We start from the raw sequence: 23,130 nt of genomic DNA on the forward strand, positions 1-23,130 counted from the left end.
TTAGCATTAATGGCAAAATCAGCTTCAACCAAACCTTATCTTGTAAGAGCAATTTATGAATGGTGTGTTGCTGAACAACACACACCTTATTTGCTTGTAAAGATAGACCAAAATACCTTAGCCCCCAGAGCTTTTATTAAAGATGGAAAAATTCTTCTTAATTTAAGTCCTGGTTCTATTAAAGATTTGCTTATGGGCGATGAAGCAATTACCTTTACAGCAAGATTTAATGGCGCACCTGAAAATTTATACCTCCCTATTTCTGCTGTTGAAGGGATTTACGCTAAAGAAAATGGTGAAGGATTGTTCTTTGAAGCGAAAGAAGATCAAGAATTAGGTTCAGCTGAAATAAAAAAATCACCCAATAAACCTAAATTAACTCTAGTTAAGAGCTAAAAAACTAGTTCAAATTTAAATAAATTGGTATAGTAGCGCCTCCTGATAACGCCGGATTAGCTCAGTTGGTAGAGCAGCGCACTTGTAATGCGAAGGTCGTCAGTTCGATTCCGACATCCGGCACCATCTTAGTTCGTATTTATTTCTTATCTATAAGTCCCTCATTAGTTTGACAAAAATCAAAAAAACCAACATAATTTAGGGTTCGGTTTGGAGGGGTGGCCGAGTGGTTAAAGGCGACGGACTGTAAATCCGTTCTCTCTGAGTACGAAGGTTCGAATCCTTCCCCCTCCACCATGAGTAATAGGCTCTTTTGAGGTGACGTGGAGATTAGATCCATGGGTGTGCGGGTGTAGCTCAGCTGGTAGAGCATTAGTTTTCCAAACTAAATGTCGCGAGTTCGAACCTCGTCGCCCGCTCCAGATATATTGAGAATTTGGACACGCCCATGTGGCTCAGTGGTAGAGCACTCCCTTGGTAAGGGAGAGGTCGCGGGTCCGATTCCCGCCATGGGCACCAGTAGATATTTTTGAAGAATGTAATTAATTAAGGATATAACATTATGGCAAAAGGCAAATTTGAACGTACCAAACCCCATGTGAACGTTGGCACAATTGGTCACGTTGACCATGGTAAGACAACACTTACAGCGGCAATCACAACGATTCTTGCTAAGAAATTTGGCGGAGAAGCTAAGGCTTATGATCAAATTGATGCGGCGCCAGAAGAAAAAGCACGTGGCATTACAATTAATACAGCCCACGTAGAGTACGAAACAGCGAATCGCCATTATGCGCACGTTGACTGCCCAGGCCATGCTGACTATGTTAAAAATATGATTACAGGTGCAGCGCAGATGGACGGCGCAATCCTTGTATGTTCAGCAGCTGACGGCCCAATGCCTCAAACACGTGAACATATCCTTTTAGCTCGCCAAGTAGGCGTGCCTTACATTGTGGTCTTCTTAAATAAAGCAGACATGGTGGATGACAAAGAATTATTAGAGCTCGTTGAAATGGAAGTACGTGACCTTTTAACGAAATATGACTTCCCAGGCGACAAAACACCAATCGTGATAGGTTCTGCAAAATTAGCACTCGAAGGTGACCAATCTGAAATTGGTGAGCCATCAATATTTAAATTAGCTGAAGCACTTGATTCTTATATACCAATGCCAGAACGTGCAATCGACGGTGCATTCTTAATGCCAGTTGAAGATGTGTTCTCAATCTCAGGTCGCGGTACTGTAGTAACGGGTCGTGTTGAGCGCGGTATTGTTAAAGTAGGTGATGAAATTGAAATCGTAGGTATCAAACCTACACTTAAAACAACATGTACAGGCGTTGAAATGTTCCGTAAGTTACTTGACCAAGGTCAAGCAGGCGACAACGTAGGTGTGTTGTTACGTGGTACAAAACGTGAAGAAGTTGAACGTGGTCAAGTATTAGCTAAAGCAGGTTCAATCACACCACATACAAAATTCGCTGCAGAGATCTATGTGCTTGGTAAAGATGAAGGTGGTCGTCATACACCATTCTTCAATGGTTACCGCCCACAGTTCTACTTCAGAACAACAGACGTAACAGGCGCTGTTGATTTACCAGCAGGCACAGAAATGGTGATGCCAGGTGACAACGTGTCAATCACAGTAACACTCATTGCACCAATCGCGATGGAAGAAGGTTTACGTTTTGCGATTCGTGAAGGTGGCCGCACAGTAGGTGCTGGTGTTGTTGCTAAGGTGATTGAATAGTTTTAAAGATAAATTTTATATTTAGGCCAGTAGCTCAATTGGTAGAGTATCGGTCTCCAAAACCGAGGGTTGGGGGTTCGAGACCCTCCTGGCCTGCCATTAAAAGAAAGAAGTATTAATGACTGATAAGTTAAAAATTGTTTTTTCATTCTTACTTTTTGTAGCGGGAATAGTTGGGTTTTATCTATTAAGTGATCAAGCTTTAGTGCTAAGAATATTAGCAATTCTTGCCGGACTTGGATTTGCAGGAATAGTTTTTTGGAAAACAGCGCTTGGTCAAAAGACATTTGGATTTATTAACGAATCCATTGTTGAAGCTAAAAGAGTTGTTTGGCCAACAAGAAAAGAAACAATACAAATGACAATTACTGTATTTATTCTAGTTGCTGTGATGGCAGTTTTCTTGGCATTGGTAGATATAAGTTTTTCATACATGATTAATTGGTTATTGGGACGGGGTTAGTAATGACGATGCGCTGGTATGCTGTCCAAGCTTTTTCTGGATATGAAAAGTTAGTTCAAAAAGGACTTTCTGAAAGAATTGAGCGATCAAGTCTCCAGAGTTTTTTTGGTGATATTTTAGTGCCTGTAGAAGAGGTTATTGAAATGAAGGCTGGCCAAAAAACATTAAGCGAAAGAAAACTATATCCAGGCTACGTTCTTGTGCAAATGGAAATGAATGACGAGAGCTGGCATTTAGTTAAAAGTACACCAAAGGTCACTGCTTTCATTGGTGGGAGCGCACTAAAACCAACACCGATTAAAGATAAAGAAGTAGAGATTATTTTGCAGCGTATGGATGAGAGCAAAACCAATCCAACGCAAAAACTTACCTTTGAAAAAGGTGAATCAATTCGAGTTATTGATGGACCATTCAAAGAGTTCTCAGGAACGATTGAAGATATCAATTACGAAAAAAGCAAACTTAAAGTATCTGTGGTTATTTTTGGTAGAGCAACGCCAGTTGAGCTTGAGTTTGGCCAAGTAGAAAAAGAAGTTTAGTAGTAAAGCAGTAAAAATTAACTAGGGAGCTTTTTTAAATAAAGCGTTTGCACCTAATTTAGGAGAATGAAATGGCAAAGAAAATCGTTGGCTATATAAAGCTACAAATCCCAGCCGGCAAAGCAAACCCAAGTCCACCTGTAGGACCTGCGCTAGGCCAAAGAGGCTTAAATATTATGGAGTTTTGTAAGGCATTTAATGCCGCTACACAAACTGTTGAACCTGGACTACCTATTCCTGTTGTGATTACCGCTTTCGCAGACAAGAGTTTTACTTTTGTTATGAAAACGCCACCCGCATCAATTCTAATTAAAAAAGCAGCGAAATTAGAAAAGGGTTCGCCAAGACCGCATACGGATAAAGTTGGAAAAATTACTAGAGCGCAAGCTGAAGAAATTGCCAAAACAAAAATGGCAGATCTTACAGCTTCTGATATGGATGCTGCAGTGCGAACAATCGCAGGCAGTGCGCGAAGCATGGGTATAGAAGTGGAGGGTGTATAAAATGCCATTAAATAAAAGAATTACAACATTAAGATCTAAAGTTGACCGTGATAAATCTTATCCCGCACAAGAAGGTCTTCAGCTTGTTAAAGAAACAGCAACAGCAAAATTTGATGAATCAGTGGATGCAGTGATTAATTTAGGTATTGACGCTAAAAAATCTGATCAACTTATTCGCGGTGCATTAGTGCTTCCAAACGGCACAGGCAAAACAACACGTGTTGCAGTATTTGCCCAAGGTGCTGCAGCTGAAGCTGCAAAAGCAGCAGGGGCTGACATTGTAGGATTTGATGATCTCGCTGAAAAAATTAAAGGCGGCATGATGGATTTTGACGTTGTTATTGCAACGCCAGACGCGATGAAAGTTGTTGGTGCATTAGGTCAAGTATTAGGACCAAGAGGTTTAATGCCAAATCCAAAAGTAGGAACGGTAACGCCAGATACAGCTGCAGCAGTTAAGAATGCAAAAGGTGGACAAGTTCAATATAGAACTGATAAAGGCGGTATTGTCCATTGCACTATTGGTCGTGCATCATTTTCTGTGGACCAATTAAAAGGTAATTTGGCAGCGTTAATTGATGCAATTAACAAAGCTAAGCCACCCACAACTAAAGGTATTTTTGTAAAAAAATTATCGGTTTCTAGCACGATGGGTGCTGGTGTAAGAATCGATTCGACAAGTTTAGTGTAAGGAATTAAAAAAAAGCGAAAGCTTTTTTAAAAAGAACTTTGGGTTCATTGATACGAAAGTATCGGTGAAGCTTTCAAAGACCGTAGGTGCTAACAAGTCTAATTCTAGTGATCGTTTGCTAGAGCCTACGCAGATGGCGGTACCCCTAAGGGATAGCATCCTGATAAAGGTCGCCGTAATGTTGGTATTAAGTTTACTTAATGCTTAATTTAACGGAAGGAGAAGACCTTGAGTCTTAATCTTGAACAAAAAAAGGCAGTGGTTGCTGAAGTTAATAAGCAAATCGCAGGCGCTCAAGCAGTTGTTTTAGCAGAAAACCGAGGTATTGATGTTTCTGAGATGACAGCGCTAAGAGTTCAAGCCAGAAAATCAGGAGTTTATCTTCGCGTCTTAAAGAACACTTTAGTTCGAAGAGCCGTAGATGGAACTGCATTCTCTGACTTAGCTAATGAAATGGTAGGTCCAATAGTGTATGGCATCTCAACTGATCCAGTTGCAGTTGCTAAAGTGCTAAATGATTTTGCCAAGTCAAACGATAAGTTTGTTATTAAATCAGGAGCAATGCCGAATAAGGTAATGAGCGCTTCAAATATTGAGGCATTAGCATCATTACCAAGTCGTGAAGAATTACTCGCAAAATTATTGGGAACAATGCAAGCACCAATTGCAAAGTTTGTTCGTACGCTTAATGAGGTACCAACAAAATTTGTACGTGGCTTAGCGGCAGTTCGCGATCAAAAACCTGCGTAACTATAACGATTAATTTAAATTTTTTTATTAGGAGTATTAAATGGCTATCTCTAAAGCTGAAATTTTAGATGCAGTAAGTGCAATGACAGTTCTTGACTTGTCAGAGCTTATTAAAGATATGGAAGAAAAATTTGGCGTTTCAGCTGCTGCTGCTGCTGTTGCAGCTGCACCTGCTGCCGCTGCTGCTGGCGGTGCTGCTGCTGCAGAACAAACTGAGTTTACTGTGATGTTAACTGCTTCAGGTGAGCAAAAAGTAAACGTTATTAAAGCTGTTCGTGAAATCACAGGTCTTGGCTTAAAAGAAGCTAAAGACTTAGTAGATGGCGCACCTAAGCCAATTAAAGAAGGTGTTGCAAAAGCTGCAGCTGAAGAAGCACTAGCTAAATTAAAAGAAGCTGGCGCTACAGCAGAGCTTAAGTAATGCTAATTAGCATGGCTGACAGCTTGCTGTCAGCCATTGCTTTTTGTTTTAAATAATTTTTAGATTAAAACTTATAAAAATTCATAAAACAATATTCTTCAATCTGAAAAGTTTATTGTTTTATGAAAATTACACCAGGAGACGCAATGAGCTATTCCTTTACTGAAAAAAAACGTATTAGAAAAAGTTTTGCTAAAAGAGAGCGTGTGCAAGATATACCATACTTGCTCACAATGCAGCTTGAGTCTTATGCAGCTTTTTTACAAAAGAATACGCATGCCGAACAGAGACTTAGCGAAGGCCTCCAGTCAACATTCAATTCAGTATTTCCTATCACAAGTCATTCCGGTAATGCCCGACTTGATTTTGTAACTTACAATTTAGGCGAGGAAGCGTTTGATGTTAAAGAATGTCAACAACGCGGCTTAACATATGGTGTTCCATTAAGAGTCAAAGTTCGTTTAACTCTTATGGATAAAGAAGCATCAAAACCAACAGTTAAAGAAATTAAAGAGCAAGAAGTGTACATGGGTGAAATTCCACTTATGACAGATAATGGCTCGTTCGTTATTAATGGTACCGAGAGAGTTATCGTATCTCAGCTTCATAGAAGTCCTGGCGTATTTTTTGAGCATGACCGAGGCAAAACGCACAGCTCTGGAAAGTTATTATTTTCAGCAAGAATTATTCCTTATCGTGGCTCTTGGTTAGATTTCGAATTTGATCCTAAGGATTATTTGTATTTCCGTGTGGATCGTCGTAGAAAAATGCCAGTCACAATTTTGTTAAAAGCGTTAGGTTATTCACCAGAACAAATTCTAGAAACATACTACGATTTTGATTCATTCCATGTGACTGCTAAATCAATTGATTTTGAATTAGTTCCTGATCGTCTAAGAGGTGAGATTGCTAAGTTTGATATCGCTGACAAAAGAGGAAATGTGATTGTACAAAAAGACAAGCGCATTACTGTTAAACATATTCGCGAAATGGAAAAAGCAGGCGTAAACAAAATTACGGTAGATAAAGATTTCATTTTGGGCCGCAAACTTTCAAAAGCAATTGTAGATAAAAATACAGGCGAAGTTATTGCTAGCGCAAATGACGAAATCACAGAGTCAGTATTGGATAAATTTATTGAAGTGGGTGTAGGACAAATTCATACACTCTATTCAAATGATTTAGATCATGGCGATTACATTTCTCAAACACTTACTTCAGATGAAGTTCCTGATCAGTATAGTGCAAAAGTAGCTATTTATCGAATGATGAGACCTGGCGAGCCACCAACTGAAGATGCAGTTGAAGCTTTATTTAAAGGATTATTTTTCAATGAAGACCGATATGATTTATCTAATGTAGGTCGCATGAAATTTAATCGAAGAGCACATCCAAAAGCATATGAACAACATGCAAATTGGTTGCAAAGATTTTACAAACGCGTAGGCCCTCAAGGTGAAACTGGTGCAAATATTTTATCGAACGATGATATCTTAGCTGTGATTGGTGTTCTGATTGAATTACGAAATGGTCGAGGCGAAATAGATGATATTGACCATCTTGGTAATCGAAGAATTCGTTCTGTTGGTGAGCTTGTTGAAAATCAATTTAGAACTGGTCTTGTTCGAGTGGAGCGCGCAGTTAAAGAAAGATTAAGTCAAGCTGAGGCAGACAATTTAATGCCACATGACTTAATCAATTCAAAACCTATCTCAAGTGCGATTAGAGAATTCTTTGGTTCCTCACAACTATCTCAATTTATGGATCAAACCAATCCATTATCTGAGATTACGCACAAGCGAAGAGTTTCAGCCCTTGGCCCTGGTGGCTTAACAAGAGAGCGTGCTGGCTTCGAGGTACGTGACGTTCATTCGACGCATTATGGCCGCGTATGTCCAATTGAAACTCCAGAAGGACCAAACATTGGCCTCATTAATTCACTTGCACTTTATGCAAGAACCAATCAATACGGCTTCTTAGAAACACCTTATAGACGAGTTGAAAATGGTAAAGTCACTGCAAAGATAGATTATCTTTCTGCGATTGAAGAAAGTGAATTTGTTATAGCCCAGGCAAATACTGAGCTTGATAATAAAGGACACTTTCAAGACGATTTAATTTCATGTCGTCATCGTAACGAATTTACGATGTCCTCAGTAGATCCTATTCAGTATATGGACGTAGCGCCTGGCCAAATCGTTTCTGTGGCAGCCGCATTAATTCCATTTCTAGAACACGACGATGCAAATCGTGCGCTTATGGGTGCAAACATGCAGCGTCAAGCTGTGCCATGCTTGAGAGCAGAGAAAGCAGTTGTAGGGACAGGTATTGAAAGAACAGTAGCAACTGATTCTGGCACAACAGTTCAAGCTAAGCGCGGGGGTGTTGTTGATTATGTCGATTCAAGACGTGTTGTGATTCGCGTGAACGACGATGAGGCTGCTGACGGAGAAGTTGGCGTTGATATTTATAATCTAACTAAATATACAAGATCTAATCAAAATACCAATATCAATCAAAGACCGCTTGTAAGAATTGGCAATAAAATTGCAAGAGGTGATGTGATTGCTGACGGCGCATCAACAGATGTGGGCGAATTAGCACTTGGTCAAAATATGCTTGTTGGATTTATGCCTTGGAATGGTTACAACTTCGAGGATTCGATTTTAATTTCAGAGCGTGTAGTAGCTGAAGATCGATATACATCAATTCATATCGAAGAATTATCTGTTGTATCTAGAGATACAAAATTAGGCCCGGAAGAAATTACACGTGACATTTCAAATCTTTCAGAAAGAATGCTTGGAAGACTGGATGAGTCAGGCATCATTTATATTGGCGCTGAAGTTGAATCAGGCGATGTGCTTGTAGGTAAAGTTACACCAAAAGGCGAGACACAACTTACACCTGAAGAAAAACTCTTAAGAGCAATTTTTGGTGAAAAGGCTTCTGATGTAAAGGATACAAGTTTAAGAGTGCCGTCAGGCATGTCTGGAACAATTATTGATGTTCAAGTATTTACTAGAGAGGGCATTGATAGAGATTCAAGAGCTGAACAAATTATTGATGACCAATTAAAACACTTCAAACAAGATCTAGCTGATCAATTAAGAATCGTTGAAGATGATACTTTTGGAAGAATCGAAAGATTACTTACAAACAAAGTCGCAACTGGCGGCCCAAAAGGGTTGAAAAAAGGCGAAAAAATCTCTAAAGATTTTCTAGCTTCAATTAATAGGTACGATTGGTTTGATATTCGCCTAGGTAACGATGATGCTTCAAAACAATTAGAAAGTTTGAAAGATAATTTAGCAACTGCTAAAGAACAATTCGACAAACGTTTTGAAGAGAAAAAACGAAAATTAACACAAGGCGATGAGCTCCCTCCGGGCGTTCAAAAAATGGTGAAGGTTTACTTGGCCGTGAAACGCAGAATTCAGCCTGGCGATAAAATGGCTGGACGTCACGGTAACAAAGGTGTTGTTTCAAAAATTGCTCCTGTAGAAGATATGCCACACATGGCTGATGGCACACCTTTGGATATTGTATTAAATCCATTGGGCGTTCCTTCTCGAATGAATATTGGCCAAATTTTAGAAACTCATCTTGGTTGGGCAGCTAAAGGCCTAGGTCTTCGTATCGGAGAAATGCTAAAAGAAGAAGTAAAAATTACTGAAGTTCGTAAATTTTTAGATCAAATTTACAACGATGCTTCAGGTAAAAAAGAAGACATTAAGTCATTAAACGATGATGAAGTTGTAGAGCTTGCTGAGCATTTGAAAAATGGCGTTCCATTTGCCACATCAGTGTTCGATGGCGCATCTGAGTCGGACATTCAATATATGTTAGATCTTGCTTACCCAGATAACGATCCAAAAACAAAACTGTTGCAATTCTCAGCAAACAAAACGCAAGTTAAATTGTTTGATGGCCGCACAGGTGAGGCGTTTGAAAGACCGGTCACAGTAGGTTATATGCACGTACTTAAATTACATCATTTGGTTGATGACAAAATGCATGCACGTTCAACAGGACCTTATTCTCTAGTAACGCAACAGCCACTTGGCGGTAAAGCGCAATTTGGCGGACAACGTTTTGGTGAGATGGAAGTTTGGGCGCTAGAAGCATACGGCGCTGCTTATACCTTACAAGAAATGTTGACTGTTAAATCAGACGATGTTGCTGGTAGAACTAAAGTATACGAAAACATAGTGAAGGGTGAGCATAAGATTGATGCAGGCATGCCTGAATCATTCAACGTGTTGGTTAAAGAAATTCGTTCACTAGCTATTGATATTGACCTCGATAGAAACTAAGGAGATCACAGATGAAAGCTTTATTAGACCTATTTAAACAGGTTACACAAGAAGAAGAGTTTGATGCAATTAAGATTGCATTAGCATCTCCAGAAAAAATTCGTTCATGGTCTTATGGTGAAGTTAAAAAGCCAGAAACGATTAATTACAGAACATTTAAACCTGAAAGAGATGGTTTATTTTGCGCAAAAATATTTGGACCTATTAAAGATTACGAATGTCTTTGCGGTAAATATAAACGACTTAAACACCGCGGTGTCATTTGTGAAAAATGTGGTGTTGAAGTTACCTTATCAAAAGTGCGTCGTGAGCGCATGGGTCATATTGATTTAGCAAGTCCAGTTGCACATATTTGGTTCTTAAAGAGCTTGCCAAGTCGTTTAGGTATGGTGCTTGATATTGCTTTGAGAGATATTGAACGCGTTCTTTATTTTGAAGCATTTATTGTTGTTGACCCTGGCATGACTCCTTTAACAAGAGGACAACTTCTTACTGAAGATGACTATCTTGCAAAAATAGAAGAGTTTGGCGATGAATTTACCGCAGTGATGGGTGCTGAAGCAATTAAAGAATTGCTTAAGTCACTCGATATTAATAGTGAAATTGAAAAATTAAGAACTGAATTAGCTGAGACAGGCTCAGAAGCAAAAATTAAAAAAATTGCTAAGCGTTTAAAAGTGCTTGAAGCATTCCAGAAGTCAGGCATTAAACCTGAATGGATGATTCTAGAAATTCTTCCTGTGCTCCCTCCTGAGTTAAGACCTTTAGTGCCTCTTGATGGCGGAAGATTTGCTACATCAGACTTGAATGATTTGTATCGCCGAGTGATTAACAGAAATAATCGTTTAAGAAGATTATTAGATCTTAAGGCGCCAGAAATTATTGTTAGAAATGAAAAGCGTATGTTACAAGAAGCAGTTGATTCACTTCTTGATAATGGAAGACGTGGCAAGGTTATGACAGGTGCTAACAAGAGACCATTAAAATCTCTTGCCGATATGATTAAAGGTAAGGGTGGCCGATTTAGACAAAATCTTTTAGGTAAGCGTGTTGATTATTCAGGACGTTCAGTGATTGTTGTTGGACCACAATTAAAACTTCACCAATGTGGTTTGCCGAAGAAAATGGCACTTGAGTTATTTAAACCATTTATTTTTCATAAATTAGAAGTGCTTGGCCTTTCTACAACTATTAAAGCTGCAAAGAAAAAAGTAGAAGAAGAAGGACCGGAAGTATGGGACATTTTAGAGGACGTAATTAGAGAGCATCCTGTTCTATTAAACAGAGCCCCAACATTACATCGTTTAGGTATTCAAGCATTTGAGCCTATATTAATTGAAGGCAAAGCAATTCAATTGCATCCCTTAGTCTGTGCTGCATTTAACGCCGACTTCGACGGTGACCAAATGGCAGTGCATGTGCCTTTATCTCTTGAGGCTCAAATGGAAGCAAGAACTTTAATGCTTGCATCTAATAACGTTTTATCTCCAGCCAATGGCGAACCAATTATTGTTCCATCACAAGATATCGTGCTTGGTCTTTATTACATGACGAGAGACAAAATCGCTGCACGCGGTGAAGGTATGAAATTTAGTGATGTAGCAGAAGTTCATCGTGCTTTTGATAGTGGACTGGTTGATCTTCATGCGCGCGTGACAGTTCGCATTAAAGAAACTGAATTAGGTCTAGACGGCACAACAACTGACAAAATAAATCGACATGAGACTACGGTTGGAAGAGCAATACTTTCTGAAATTCTTCCAGCAGGACTTTCTTTTGATTTAATTAATAAAGCATTAAAGAAAAAAGAAATTTCAAAATTAATTAATGCAGGTTTTAGACGTGTCGGCATCAGAGAGACAGTAATTCTCGCAGACAAACTAATGTACATGGGTTATACCTATGCCACAAAAGCAGGTATCTCAATCAGCATTCATGACATGCTTGTTCCTCCAGAAAAAGAGCAGCTCATTGAAGCTGCTGAAGCTGAAGTTAAGGAAATTGAAAATCAATACATCTCAGGCTTGGTTACCCAAGGTGAAAGATATAACAAAGTAGTTGATATATGGGGCCGTGCAGGTGACAAAGTTGCTGACGCAATGATGAAGCGTCTTAAGGAAGAGCCTGTTAAAAATGATGCTGGTGAAAATGTAAAAGGCAAAGATGGTAAAGATCTTTATCAAGAATCATTCAATGCAATTTATATGATGGCTGATTCGGGCGCTCGAGGATCTGCAGCTCAAGTAAGACAGCTTGCAGGTATGCGAGGTTTGATGGCAAGGCCTGATGGCTCAATTATTGAGACACCAATTACTGCTAATTTCCGAGATGGCTTAAATGTTCTTCAATATTTTATTTCGACGCACGGTGCACGAAAAGGTCTTGCAGATACAGCATTGAAAACAGCTAACTCAGGTTATTTAACTAGACGTTTAGTTGATGTAACTCAAGATCTTGTTGTAACACAACACGATTGCGGTACAGAAGACGGTTTAGTTACGAAAGCGCTTATCAAAGGTGGTGAAGTTGTTGAGCCATTAAGTGATCGTATTTTGGGTCGTGTAAATGCCCTCGATATTTACCATCCAGAAACGCAAGAAGTGATTTATTCAAAAGGTACGCTCCTTGAAGAAGACCATGTTGAGAAAATTGATGCACTTGGTATTGATGAAGTGAAAGTGAGAACTGCACTTACATGCGAAACAAGACATGGCATTTGTTCTCAATGTTATGGTCGTGATTTAGGTCGTGGTAAATTGATTAGTCAAGGTGAGTCTATCGGTGTGATTGCAGCGCAATCTATCGGTGAACCTGGCACACAATTAACAATGAGAACCTTCCATATTGGTGGCGCAGTTTCTAGAGCAGCATCAGTAAGCCAAGTTGAAAGTAAATCAAATGGCGTAATTCAATTTACATCCACAATGCGTTACGTTACCAATGCTCGAAATGAGCAGGTTGTTATTTCACGTAATGGTGAGTTGATTATTCAAGATGAAAGTGGTCGCGAAAGAGAACGTCATAAAGTTCCTTATGGTGCAAACCTAGTTGTACAAGATGGCAAACCTATTAAAGCAGGTGGCGTTCTTGCAACATGGGATCCTCATACACGTCCAATTATTTCTGAGTATGCTGGACAGGTTAAATTTGAAAACGTTGAAGAAGGTATTACAGTTGCAAAACAAATTGATGATGTCACAGGCTTATCATCATTAGTTGTGATTGATCCTAAGCAACGTGCGGGTCAGTCAAAAGGCTTAAGACCTCAAATCAAAATCTTAGACACATCTGGCAATGAAGTTAAATTAGCGGGTAGCGATATATCTGTTAACGTAACTTTCCAGCTCGGTTACATCATTACTGTAAAAGATTCTCAAGAAGTAAAAGTGGGCGATGTGATTGCTCGTATTCCACAAGAATCTTCTAAGACGCGAGATATCACCGGTGGTCTTCCAAGAGTTGCTGAATTATTTGAAGCAAGATCTCCAAAAGACGCAGGTATGTTAGCTGAAAGTACAGGTACAGTTTCATTTGGTAAAGACACCAAAGGTAAACAAAGACTTGTGATTACAGATCTTGAAGGTGTTTCAAAAGAGTTTTTAATTCCTAAAGACAAGCATGTGACAGCGCATGATGGTCAAGTTGTGACTAAAGGTGAAACTATTGTGGACGGACCAGCGGATCCGCAAGATATTCTTCGCCTTCAAGGCAGGGAAGCTTTAGCAAGATATATTATCGATGAAGTTCAAGATGTTTATAGATTGCAAGGTGTAAAAATTAATGACAAACACATTGAAGTTATTGTTAGACAAATGTTAAGACGTGTTCGTGTCACTGATGCAGGAGACACTTCATTTATTCAAGGTGAACAAGTCGAAAGAGCTGAATTGTTAACTGAAAATGAATCGATAATGTCACAAGACAAAAAACCTGCTGAGTATGAATATGTGCTTTTAGGTATTACTAAAGCATCGTTATCTACAGACTCATTTATTTCAGCGGCTTCGTTCCAAGAAACAACTCGCGTTCTCACTGAAGCAGCAATTTTAGGCAAGCGTGATGAATTAAGAGGACTTAAAGAGAATGTAATCGTTGGTCGTTTAATCCCTGCAGGTACAGGTTTGGCTTATCATGAATCAAGAAAAGCTGCAGCTGCTGGGGAAAGTATGGACCCTGTTGAGGTACCTCTTGATCAAATCGATACTCCAATGGAAGTGGCACAGGAAACTAGCCCTGAAATTGAAGCGCCGACTGAATGATAGGTTGACATTATGCAGGAACCAAAATACAATTTGCGGCTTTTTGGGATCTTCGCGTTTAGCGGGGACTCTAATAAAGTCATCATCAATAGTAATTTAGAAATTTAAGGATTTAGGCGATGCCAACAATTAATCAGTTAATTCGTAAACCACGAAAAAAAGTTGAAAGTAAGAGCAAGGTTCCAGCTCTTGAAGCTTCACCTCAAAAAAGAGGTGTGTGTACGCGTGTTTACACAACAACTCCAAAAAAACCAAACTCTGCTTTGCGTAAAGTGGCTAAAGTTCGTTTGACGAATGGTTACGAAGTGATTAGTTATATCGGCGGAGAAGGCCATAATTTACAAGAACACTCTGTTGTTTTATTAAGAGGCGGCCGTGTAAAAGACTTACCAGGCGTTCGTTACCATATGGTTCGAGGAAGTCTGGATACAGCCGGTGTTAAAGATCGTAAACAGTCTCGATCTAAATACGGCGCTAAGCGACCTAAAGAATAAGTTTTTTAGAATACTAAATTAAGGTAAACATATTATGCCAAGACGTAGAGAAGTTCCCAAAAGAATCATCCTTCAAGATCCAAAATTCGGAAGCCAAGAGGTTTCTAAATTTGTGAATGTATTAATGACGAGCGGAAAAAAATCCGTTGCCGAAAGATTAATTTATGGCGCATTCGATCAAATTAAAACGAAAAGCGGAAAAGACCCTATTGAAGTATTCTCTCTCGCATTAACAAATTTAAGACCAGTTGTTGAAGTAAAAAGTCGACGTGTAGGTGGTGCTAACTATCAAGTACCTGTCGAAGTAAGACCTTCAAGACGTGTGGCTTTAGCTATGAGATGGCTAAGAGATGCAGCACGTAAAAGAGGTGAAAAATCAATGGATTTACGTTTAGCAGCAGAAATTGTAGAAGCTTCTGAAAATAAAGGCGCCGCAATGAAAAAACGTGAAGAAGTTCACAGAATGGCAGAAGCTAATAAAGCGTTCTCACATTTCCGTTTCTAAACTTAATTAATTAAAAGGTAATTCTAAAGTGGCTCGCATAACCCCCATTAATCGATACAGAAATATAGGAATTAGTGCTCATATTGATGCAGGTAAAACTACAACAACTGAGCGTATTCTTTTTTACACTGGGGTGAACCATAAGATTGGTGAAGTCCACGATGGTGCCGCAACCATGGACTGGATGGAGCAAGAGCAAGAGCGAGGCATCACGATTACTTCAGCAGCAACAACTTGCTTCTGGAAGGGTATGGCAGGTCAATTTGACCAGCATCGAATTAATATTATTGATACCCCAGGACACGTAGACTTCACTATTGAAGTGGAGCGATCAATGCGAGTTCTTGATGGTGCTTGTATGGTCTATTGTGCAGTAGGTGGTGTTCAGCCTCAATCAGAAACTGTATGGCGTCAAGCAAACAAATATAAAGTTCCACGTTTAGCTTTTGTAAATAAAATGGACAGAGCCGGCGCAAACTTTTTTAAAGTTTACGATCAAATGCGCTTACGTTTAAAAGCAAATCCAATTGCACTTCAGGTCCCTATTGGCGCTGAAGAAAAATTTGAAGGCGTGATAGATCTTATTAAAATGAAAGCTGTTTATTGGGATGAATCATCTCAAGGTATGAAATTTGATTATCGCGATATTCCTGCAGATTTAGTTGATACATGTAAAGAATGGCGCGAAAAAATGCTCGAAGCCGCCGCAGAAGCCAATGAAGAATTAATGAATAAATATTTGGAAACTGGTGATTTAAGCGAAGAAGATATTAAAAAAGGATTGCGCATTAGAACGATTAATTTTGAAATCGTGCCTATGTTATGTGGATCAGCCTTTAAAAATAAGGGTGTGCAAGCTATGTTGGACGCAGTGATTGAGTACCTGCCTGCACCTACGGATGTACCTCCAGTACCTTGTGAAGATGCTAAAGGTCAACCTACAACTCGTAAAGCTTCTGATGAAGAGCCTTTTGCAGCGTTAGCATTTAAAATTATGACTGACCCTTTTGTGGGCCAATTAATTTTCTTCCGTGTTTATTCTGGCGTGATTAATTCAGGCGATACCATTTATAACCCAATTAAAGGCCGTAAAGAACGTATTGGCCGTATTCTTCAAATGCACGCAAATCAGCGTGAAGAATTGAAAGAAGTTCGTGCTGGCGACATTGCGGCAGCCGTCGGACTTAAAGAAGCAACAACAGGCGACACTTTATGTGATATTAATAATGAAGTTGTTCTTGAAAGAATGATTTTCCCTGAGCCTGTTATTCACGTTGCAGTTGAACCTAAAACAAAAGCCGATCAAGAGAAAATGGGTATAGCTTTAAATAGACTTGCTCAAGAAGACCCTTCATTTAGAGTGAAGACAGATGAAGAAACAAATCAAACAATTATTTCCGGCATGGGCGAGCTTCATTTAGAAATTCTTGTAGATCGAATGAGAAGAGAATTTGGTGTTGAAGCTAATGTAGGCGCACCGCAAGTGGCTTACAGAGAAGCCATCAAGAAATCAGTTGAAATTGAAGGTAAATTTGTTAAACAATCTGGTGGTAAGGGTCAGTATGGTCATGTATGGCTGAAAATGGAGCCAAATGAACCGGGTAAAGGTTTTGAATTTATTGATGCAATTAAAGGTGGAACAGTGCCCCGTGAGTTCATACCTGCGGTTGAAAAAGGATTACGCGAAACACTTCCTGCAGGTGTAGTTGCTGGTTATCCAGTTGTAGATGTCAAAGTTACTTTATTTGATGGTTCATACCATGATGTTGACTCAAATGAAAATGCATTTAAAATGGCAGCTTCGATGGCATTTAAAGACGGAATGCGCAAAGCGGACCCTATCCTTCTTGAGCCTATGATGGCAGTTGAGGTAGAAACACCTGAGGATTATTTTGGTGATTTGATGGGCGACCTTTCATCTAGACGTGGCATGATTCAAGGTATGGAAGATAATGCATCTGGCAAAGTTGTTCGCGCCGAAGTTCCATTAGCAGAGATGTTTGGATATTCAACAACCATGCGTTCCCTATCTCAAGGTAGAGCAACATATTCGATGGAATTTAAGCATTACACAGAAGCACCAAGAAACGTAGCAGAAGCAGTTGTTAATAAAAAATAAGTTAAAAATTTAAGGATATAACATTATGGCAAAAGGCAAATTTGAACGTACCAAACCCCATGTGAACGTTGGCACAATTGGTCACGTTGACCATGGTAAGACAACACTTACAGCGGCAATCACAACGATTCTTGCTAAGAAATTTGGCGGAGAAGCTAAGGCTTATGATCAAATTGATGCGGCGCCAGAAGAAAAAGCACGTGGCATTACAATTAATACAGCCCACGTAGAGTACGAAACAGCGAATCGCCATTATGCGCACGTTGACTGCCCAGGCCATGCTGACTATGTTAAAAATATGATTACAGGTGCAGCGCAGATGGACGGCGCAATCCTTGTATGTTCAGCAGCTGACGGCCCAATGCCTCAAACACGTGAACATATCCTTTTAGCTCGCCAAGTAGGCGTGCCTTACATTGTGGTCTTCTTAAATAAAGCAGACATGGTGGATGACAAAGAATTATTAGAGCTCGTTGAAATGGAAGTACGTGACCTTTTAACGAAATATGACTTCCCAGGCGACAAAACACCAATCGTGATAGGTTCTGCAAAATTAGCACTCGAAGGTGACCAATCTGAAATTGGTGAGCCATCAATATTTAAATTAGCTGAAGCACTTGATTCTTATATACCAATGCCAGAACGTGCAATCGACGGTGCATTCTTAATGCCAGTTGAAGATGTGTTCTCAATCTCAGGTCGCGGTACTGTAGTAACGGGTCGTGTTGAGCGCGGTATTGTTAAAGTAGGTGATGAAATTGAAATCGTAGGTATCAAACCTACACTTAAAACAACATGTACAGGCGTTGAAATGTTCCGTAAGTTACTTGACCAAGGTCAAGCAGGCGACAACGTAGGTGTGTTGTTACGTGGTACAAAACGTGAAGAAGTTGAACGTGGTCAAGTATTAGCTAAAGCAGGTTCAATCACACCACATACAAAATTCGCTGCAGAGATCTATGTGCTTGGTAAAGATGAAGGTGGTCGTCATACACCATTCTTCAATGGTTACCGCCCACAGTTCTACTTCAGAACAACAGACGTAACAGGCGCTGTTGATTTACCAGCAGGCACAGAAATGGTGATGCCAGGTGACAACGTGTCAATCACAGTAACACTCATTGCACCAATCGCGATGGAAGAAGGTTTACGTTTTGCGATTCGTGAAGGTGGCCGCACAGTAGGTGCTGGTGTTGTTGCTAAGGTGATTGAATAGTTTTTTAAAATTAATACCGTAAGGTATTCGCTCTTTGGAAAGGTAGTAAAAAATGCAAAGTCAGAAAATTCGTATACGTTTGAAGGCATTTGATTATCGTTTAATCGATCAATCAGCCCAAGAGATCGTTGAAACAGCAAAAAGGACAGGAGCTGTTGTTAAGGGACCTGTTCCGCTTCCTACTCGAATCGAAAGATTTGATATTTTAAGATCGCCGCACGTCAATAAAACGTCGCGAGATCAATTTGAAATAAGAACTCATCAGAGATTGATGGATATCATAGATCCTACAGATAAAACAGTAGATGCTTTAATGAAACTGGATTTGGCTGCTGGAGTTGATGTAGAAATTAAGTTGTAAAATTTTAAAGCGTTAGGTATAATTTCGCGCTCTTTGTAGAAATCGGTCAATTGTAATCGGTTTCGTTTAATAATAATAATTTAAGGATACGATCATGAGCTTAGCGCTTATTGGTCGCAAAGTGGGTATGACAAGGGTATTTACAGAGGATGGCACTAGCATTCCTGTAACAGTTCTTGAAGTCTTACCTAACCGCGTGACACAGATCAAAACAATCGCTTCGGACGGCTATACTAGCCTTCAATTAGCCTATGGTGCGACAAAAGCTACCAAGCTTGATAAAGCACTTACAGGACATTACGCTAAAGCAGGTGTAACAGCAGGTACTGGATTACACGAAACTGCAATCAAAGAAGAAGATGTAGCGAATTTCCCATTAGGCACGAATATCACTGTAGAAAACTTCAAAGAAGGCCAACTTGTTGATGTTACAGGTACATCAATTGGTAAAGGTTATGCTGGTGTTATTAAAAGATATCACTTCAGCTCAAATCGCGCATCACACGGTAATTCAAGATCACATAACGTTCCAGGCTCAATTGGTATGGCTCAAGATCCAGGCCGAGTTTTCCCAGGAAAGCGCATGTCTGGTCATTTAGGTGCTGTGAGAGTCACTACACAGAACTTGGAAATTGTTCGTGTTGATACTACAAAAAATCTAATCCTAATTAGAGGGGCGGTTCCAGGCTCCAAAGGCGGCGACGTTTTAGTTCGCGCAGCTGTGAAAGTGAGCAAATAATGGAATTAAAATTACTTGATAAAAACGGAAAGTCCGCTAAGAAAAGCGTCACAGTTTCTGATGCAACATTTGGCCGAGAATTTAATGAGGCTCTTGTTCATCAGTTGGTTGTTGCATACATGGCAAATGCACGAGTTGCAACTCGCTCACAAAAAACAAGAGGTACTGTAAAACACAGTACTCGCAAGCCTTACGCACAAAAAGGTACAGGCAATGCTCGTTCTGGTATGACTTCAAGCCCTATATGGCGTGGAGGTGGCAGAACATTCCCAAATTCACCTGATGAAAATTTCTCTCACAAAATGAATCGTAAAGCATATCGCGTTGGTATGAGATCTATTTTGTCTGAATTGGTAAGACAAGAGAGATTAAGTATCGTTGAGGAATTTAAAGTTGAAACGCCAAAGACAAAACAACTTGTCGATAAAATTAAAGACATGGGATATACGCAAGGTGTTTTAGTTTTAACAGATGCGTTTGATGAAAATTTATATTTATCATCAAGAAATTTAACTAACGTAATGGTTGTAGAAGCGCAATATGCTGACCCAGTAAGTTTAGTTCAGTTTCCAAATGTTGTGGCCACAGCTGGTGCACTTAAAAAACTTGAGGAGATGCTAGCGTGAGTCAAATAGTTCATACACAAGATCGTATTATTCAAGTTATTTTAGCGCCACAAATTACTGAGAAAGCAACATTCATTGCTGACAAACATAATCAAGTGGCATTCAAAGTAAGAACTGATGCGACTAAATCAGAAATTAAAGCTGCTGTTGAATTAATGTTTAAAGTTGAAGTAAAGGCTGTGACATTACTCAATGTAGGTGGCAAGGTAAAAAGAGCAGGCCGTTCATTTGGTAAAAGAAATGATTGGAAGAAGGCTTACGTAAGTCTTAAGCCAGGCCAAGAGATTAATTTTGCGAGCGGTGAATAAGGATAAAAAATGGCTTTAGTTAAAGTAAAACCAACCTCCCCAGGAAGACGCGCAGTTGTTAAGGTTGTTAATCCAGACCTACACAAAGGCAAACCCTTCGCACCTTTAGTTGAAAAAAAGAATAAGCATGCCGGAAGAAATAGCCGTGGTGTTATTACAATTCGTCATCATGGTGGCGGCCATAAACAAAATTATCGAATGATTGATTTCAAACGAAATAAAGATGGCATTCCTGCAAAAGTAGAGCATCTTGAATACGATCCAAATAGAACTGCAAATATTGCACTTCTTTTATATGCAGATGGTGAAAGAAGATACATTATTGCTCCTAAAGGTGTAGCTGTAGGTGCTGAGTTAATAAGTGGCTCTGAAGCCCCCGTTAAAAATGGTAATGCTATGCCATTAAGAAACATTCCTGTAGGTAGCACTATCCACTGTATCGAATTACAGCCTGGCAAAGGTGCGCAAATAGCTCGCTCTGCTGGAACTTCTGTGCAGCTTTTAGCAAGAGAAGGTACATATGCTCAATTAAGACTTCGTTCAGGCGAAGTAAGAAAAGTACATGTAGATTGCAAAGCAACTTTAGGTGAAGTCGGTAACGAAGAACATTCTCTAAGATCTATTGGTAAAGCAGGTGCTATGAGATGGAGAGGCGTTAGACCAACAGTGCGCGGTGTAGTGATGAATCCTGTTGATCACCCACATGGTGGTGGTGAAGGAAAAACTGCGGCTGGTATGCATCCAGTGAGCCCTTGGGGAACTCCAACTAAAGGCTATCGAACAAGAACAAATAAACGTACTGACAATATGCGCGTCAGTCGTCGTCCAGCGAATAAGAGGTAATAAATATGGCACGTTCAGTTAAAAAAGGACCATTCATTGATGCACATTTGGCAAAGAAAGTTGAGGTTGCCTCAGGTAATCGCGATCGTAAGCCAATTAAAACCTGGTCAAGAAGATCAACGATCTTACCTAGCTTCATTGGTCTTACCATTGCAATCCATAATGGAAAACAACATGTACCTGTAATGATTACAGAAAATATGATTGGACATAAGTTAGGTGAATTTGCACTAACAAGAACCTTTAAAGGTCACGCTGCTGACAGAAAGGCTAAGGTATAAAATGGCTACCGAAGTTTCAGCAGTTCTAAAAGGTGTTCGTTTATCACCCCAGAAGGCAAGATTAGTTGCTGATTTAGTAAGGGGAAAAAAAGTAGATTACGCGCTTAACATTCTTAATTTCAGCCCAAAAAAAGGTGCAGAAATTATTAAGCGAGTAGTAGAGTCCGCAATTGCAAATGCCGAACACAATAATGGGGCTGATATAGATGAATTGTTTATTAAAACAATTTATGTAGATAAAGGCATTATTTTAAAACGTATCCGTGCACGCGCTAAAGGCCGTGCAGGGAAAATAACAAAACCAACTTGTCACATTAAAGTGACAGTCGGCAACTAAAGAGAAAAAAATATGGGTCAAAAAATTCATCCAATTGGTTTCCGCTTAAGTGTTCAGAAAAACTGGACATCACGTTGGTATGCTAATAGTAAAAATTTTCCTGCAATGTTGAACAATGACATTAAGGTCAGAGAATTTTTAAATAAAAAATTAGCAAATGCTGCGGTAAGTAAAATTGTTATTGAGCGACCAGCCAAAAATGCAAAGATTACAATTTACTCAGCAAGGCCTGGAATTGTAATTGGGAAAAAAGGTGAAGATATTGAAACATTAAGATCAAGTTTACAAGCGCTTATGGGCGTTCCGGTTCATTTGAATATTGAGGAAGTACGTAAACCAGAAATCGATGCAACGTTAATTGCACAAAGTATTGCTCAGCAATTAGAAAAACGTGTGATGTTTAGACGTGCTATGAAAAGAGCAATGCAGAACGCAATGAGGCTAGGGGCTCAAGGTATCAAAATTATGAGTGCTGGCCGATTAAATGGTATTGAGATTGCAAGAACAGAATGGTATAGAGAAGGCAGAGTGCCTCTTCATACATTAAGAGCTGATATAGATTACGGTGTAGCCGAAGCGAAGACGACTTATGGAATTATTGGTATAAAAGTATGGGTCTTTAAAGGTGAGTTATTCGTAGACAATACAAAAGAAACTTCACAGACATTAGATGCTGCAAATCCAGCAATTGAAAAAGCTGCAGAAGAAAAAAAACTTAGAAAACCAAGAGTAAAAAAAGACGAAACAACAGCACAAGAACCAGAAAAAAAAGTGAGAAAGTCGAGGGCTAAAGATGTTACAACCGGCTAGACAAAAATTTCGTAAGATGCAAAAAGGCCGAAACAAAGGCATTGCAACGACAGGAAACAAAGTAAGTTTCGGTGATTTCGGTTTGAAAGCTATTGGACGAGGACGTCTAACAGCGCGTCAGATTGAAGCTGCACGTCGAGTGATGACGCGTCACATTAAGCGTGGTGGCCGAGTATGGATTCGTATATTCCCAGATCAACCAATTTCAAAAAAACCTGCTGAAGTTCGTATGGGTAACGGTAAAGGCAGTACCGAGTACTACGTAGCTCAAATTCAGCCTGGCAAAATGTTATATGAGATGGATGGAGTGACTGAAGCATTAGCGAGAGAAGCGTTTAAATTAGCAGCAGCTAAGCTTCCAATTGAAACAACCTTTATTACTCGTCATATCGGAGGCTAA

Annotated in this window: 23 protein-coding genes and 5 tRNA genes; all 28 read left to right on the plus strand. The window is 39.6% G+C overall.

Features of this window, described 5'->3' with window-relative positions; genetic code table 11:
• The first annotated feature begins 9 nt into the window (after positions 1–9).
• Positions 10–396 (plus strand): ClpXP protease specificity-enhancing factor, encoded by a 387-nt coding sequence (locus FIT70_RS01020; RefSeq protein ID WP_139930355.1) that lies wholly within the window; start codon positions 10–12, stop codon positions 394–396.
• Positions 397–446: 50 nt separating this feature from the next.
• Positions 447–522 (plus strand) — tRNA-Thr (locus FIT70_RS01025).
• 86 nt (positions 523–608) lie between these two features.
• Positions 609–693 (plus strand) — tRNA-Tyr (locus tag FIT70_RS01030).
• Positions 694–742: 49 nt separating this feature from the next.
• Positions 743–818 (plus strand) — tRNA-Gly (locus FIT70_RS01035).
• Between the two features lie 22 nt (positions 819–840).
• Positions 841–915 (plus strand) — tRNA-Thr (locus FIT70_RS01040).
• 43 nt (positions 916–958) lie between these two features.
• Complete coding sequence (gene tuf / locus FIT70_RS01045) at positions 959–2,149, plus strand: elongation factor Tu (RefSeq protein ID WP_139866869.1); 1,191 nt, start codon at positions 959–961, stop codon at positions 2,147–2,149.
• Positions 2,150–2,172: 23 nt separating this feature from the next.
• A tRNA-Trp gene (locus tag FIT70_RS01050) sits at positions 2,173–2,248 on the plus strand.
• 19 nt (positions 2,249–2,267) lie between these two features.
• Entirely contained in the window at positions 2,268–2,612 is a 345-nt protein-coding gene (gene secE / locus FIT70_RS01055) for a preprotein translocase subunit SecE (protein WP_139866850.1), read from the plus strand.
• Positions 2,613–2,614: 2 nt separating this feature from the next.
• Positions 2,615–3,151 carry a transcription termination/antitermination protein NusG gene (gene nusG, locus FIT70_RS01060; RefSeq protein ID WP_139868805.1) on the plus strand — a complete coding sequence of 179 codons (537 nt, stop codon included), beginning with the start codon at positions 2,615–2,617 and terminating at the stop codon, positions 3,149–3,151.
• A 71-nt stretch (positions 3,152–3,222) separates the two neighbouring features.
• Positions 3,223–3,654, plus strand: coding sequence for a 50S ribosomal protein L11 (gene rplK / locus FIT70_RS01065; RefSeq protein ID WP_046486936.1), 432 nt, complete (start codon positions 3,223–3,225; stop codon positions 3,652–3,654).
• Position 3,655: 1 nt separating this feature from the next.
• Positions 3,656–4,345 (plus strand): 50S ribosomal protein L1, encoded by a 690-nt coding sequence (rplA, locus tag FIT70_RS01070; RefSeq protein WP_139866852.1) that lies wholly within the window; start codon positions 3,656–3,658, stop codon positions 4,343–4,345.
• A gap of 228 nt (positions 4,346–4,573) precedes the next feature.
• Positions 4,574–5,095 (plus strand): 50S ribosomal protein L10, encoded by a 522-nt coding sequence (rplJ, locus tag FIT70_RS01075; protein WP_139874200.1) that lies wholly within the window; start codon positions 4,574–4,576, stop codon positions 5,093–5,095.
• Between the two features lie 40 nt (positions 5,096–5,135).
• Positions 5,136–5,516 (plus strand): 50S ribosomal protein L7/L12, encoded by a 381-nt coding sequence (gene rplL / locus FIT70_RS01080; protein ID WP_139876860.1) that lies wholly within the window; start codon positions 5,136–5,138, stop codon positions 5,514–5,516.
• Between the two features lie 146 nt (positions 5,517–5,662).
• Positions 5,663–9,832 carry a DNA-directed RNA polymerase subunit beta gene (gene rpoB, locus FIT70_RS01085; RefSeq protein ID WP_139866857.1) on the plus strand — a complete coding sequence of 1,390 codons (4,170 nt, stop codon included), beginning with the start codon at positions 5,663–5,665 and terminating at the stop codon, positions 9,830–9,832.
• Positions 9,833–9,843: 11 nt separating this feature from the next.
• Positions 9,844–14,091 carry a DNA-directed RNA polymerase subunit beta' gene (gene rpoC / locus FIT70_RS01090; RefSeq protein ID WP_139884191.1) on the plus strand — a complete coding sequence of 1,416 codons (4,248 nt, stop codon included), beginning with the start codon at positions 9,844–9,846 and terminating at the stop codon, positions 14,089–14,091.
• 119 nt (positions 14,092–14,210) lie between these two features.
• Entirely contained in the window at positions 14,211–14,585 is a 375-nt protein-coding gene (rpsL, locus tag FIT70_RS01095; protein WP_139866861.1) for a 30S ribosomal protein S12, read from the plus strand.
• 34 nt (positions 14,586–14,619) lie between these two features.
• Complete coding sequence (gene rpsG / locus FIT70_RS01100) at positions 14,620–15,090, plus strand: 30S ribosomal protein S7 (protein ID WP_139866865.1); 471 nt, start codon at positions 14,620–14,622, stop codon at positions 15,088–15,090.
• A gap of 28 nt (positions 15,091–15,118) precedes the next feature.
• Positions 15,119–17,209: an elongation factor G gene (fusA, locus tag FIT70_RS01105; protein WP_139874205.1), complete on the plus strand. Its 2,091-nt coding sequence runs from the start codon at positions 15,119–15,121 to the stop codon at positions 17,207–17,209.
• 25 nt (positions 17,210–17,234) lie between these two features.
• Positions 17,235–18,425, plus strand: a complete 1,191-nt coding sequence (gene tuf / locus FIT70_RS01110) for an elongation factor Tu (RefSeq protein ID WP_139866869.1) — start codon at positions 17,235–17,237, stop codon at positions 18,423–18,425.
• 52 nt (positions 18,426–18,477) lie between these two features.
• On the plus strand, positions 18,478–18,786 hold the full coding sequence (gene rpsJ / locus FIT70_RS01115; RefSeq protein ID WP_046486954.1) for a 30S ribosomal protein S10: 309 nt from the start codon (positions 18,478–18,480) through the stop codon (positions 18,784–18,786).
• 94 nt (positions 18,787–18,880) lie between these two features.
• The gene (gene rplC / locus FIT70_RS01120) at positions 18,881–19,525 is read left to right on the plus strand and encodes a 50S ribosomal protein L3 (protein ID WP_139930357.1); all 645 of its coding nucleotides are present in this window, start codon (positions 18,881–18,883) and stop codon (positions 19,523–19,525) included.
• Positions 19,525–20,151 (plus strand): 50S ribosomal protein L4, encoded by a 627-nt coding sequence (gene rplD / locus FIT70_RS01125; RefSeq protein WP_139870006.1) that lies wholly within the window; start codon positions 19,525–19,527, stop codon positions 20,149–20,151. Before rplC ends, rplD begins: the two co-directional genes overlap by 1 nt.
• Positions 20,148–20,459 (plus strand): 50S ribosomal protein L23, encoded by a 312-nt coding sequence (gene rplW / locus FIT70_RS01130; protein WP_139866876.1) that lies wholly within the window; start codon positions 20,148–20,150, stop codon positions 20,457–20,459. Before rplD ends, rplW begins: the two co-directional genes overlap by 4 nt.
• Positions 20,460–20,468: 9 nt before the next feature.
• Positions 20,469–21,302, plus strand: a complete 834-nt coding sequence (gene rplB / locus FIT70_RS01135; RefSeq protein ID WP_046486966.1) for a 50S ribosomal protein L2 — start codon at positions 20,469–20,471, stop codon at positions 21,300–21,302.
• Positions 21,303–21,307: 5 nt separating this feature from the next.
• Positions 21,308–21,583: a 30S ribosomal protein S19 gene (gene rpsS, locus FIT70_RS01140; protein WP_139866878.1), complete on the plus strand. Its 276-nt coding sequence runs from the start codon at positions 21,308–21,310 to the stop codon at positions 21,581–21,583.
• Position 21,584: 1 nt separating this feature from the next.
• Complete coding sequence (rplV, locus tag FIT70_RS01145; protein ID WP_139866880.1) at positions 21,585–21,920, plus strand: 50S ribosomal protein L22; 336 nt, start codon at positions 21,585–21,587, stop codon at positions 21,918–21,920.
• Positions 21,921–21,932: 12 nt separating this feature from the next.
• Positions 21,933–22,730, plus strand: coding sequence for a 30S ribosomal protein S3 (rpsC, locus tag FIT70_RS01150; protein WP_139866882.1), 798 nt, complete (start codon positions 21,933–21,935; stop codon positions 22,728–22,730).
• On the plus strand, positions 22,714–23,130 hold the full coding sequence (gene rplP, locus FIT70_RS01155) for a 50S ribosomal protein L16 (RefSeq protein WP_046486979.1): 417 nt from the start codon (positions 22,714–22,716) through the stop codon (positions 23,128–23,130). The genes rpsC and rplP overlap by 17 nt, the downstream gene beginning before the upstream one ends.

This window comes from Candidatus Methylopumilus universalis (assembly GCF_006364435.1).
In the GTDB taxonomy this organism is placed as follows: domain Bacteria; phylum Pseudomonadota; class Gammaproteobacteria; order Burkholderiales; family Methylophilaceae; genus Methylopumilus; species Methylopumilus universalis.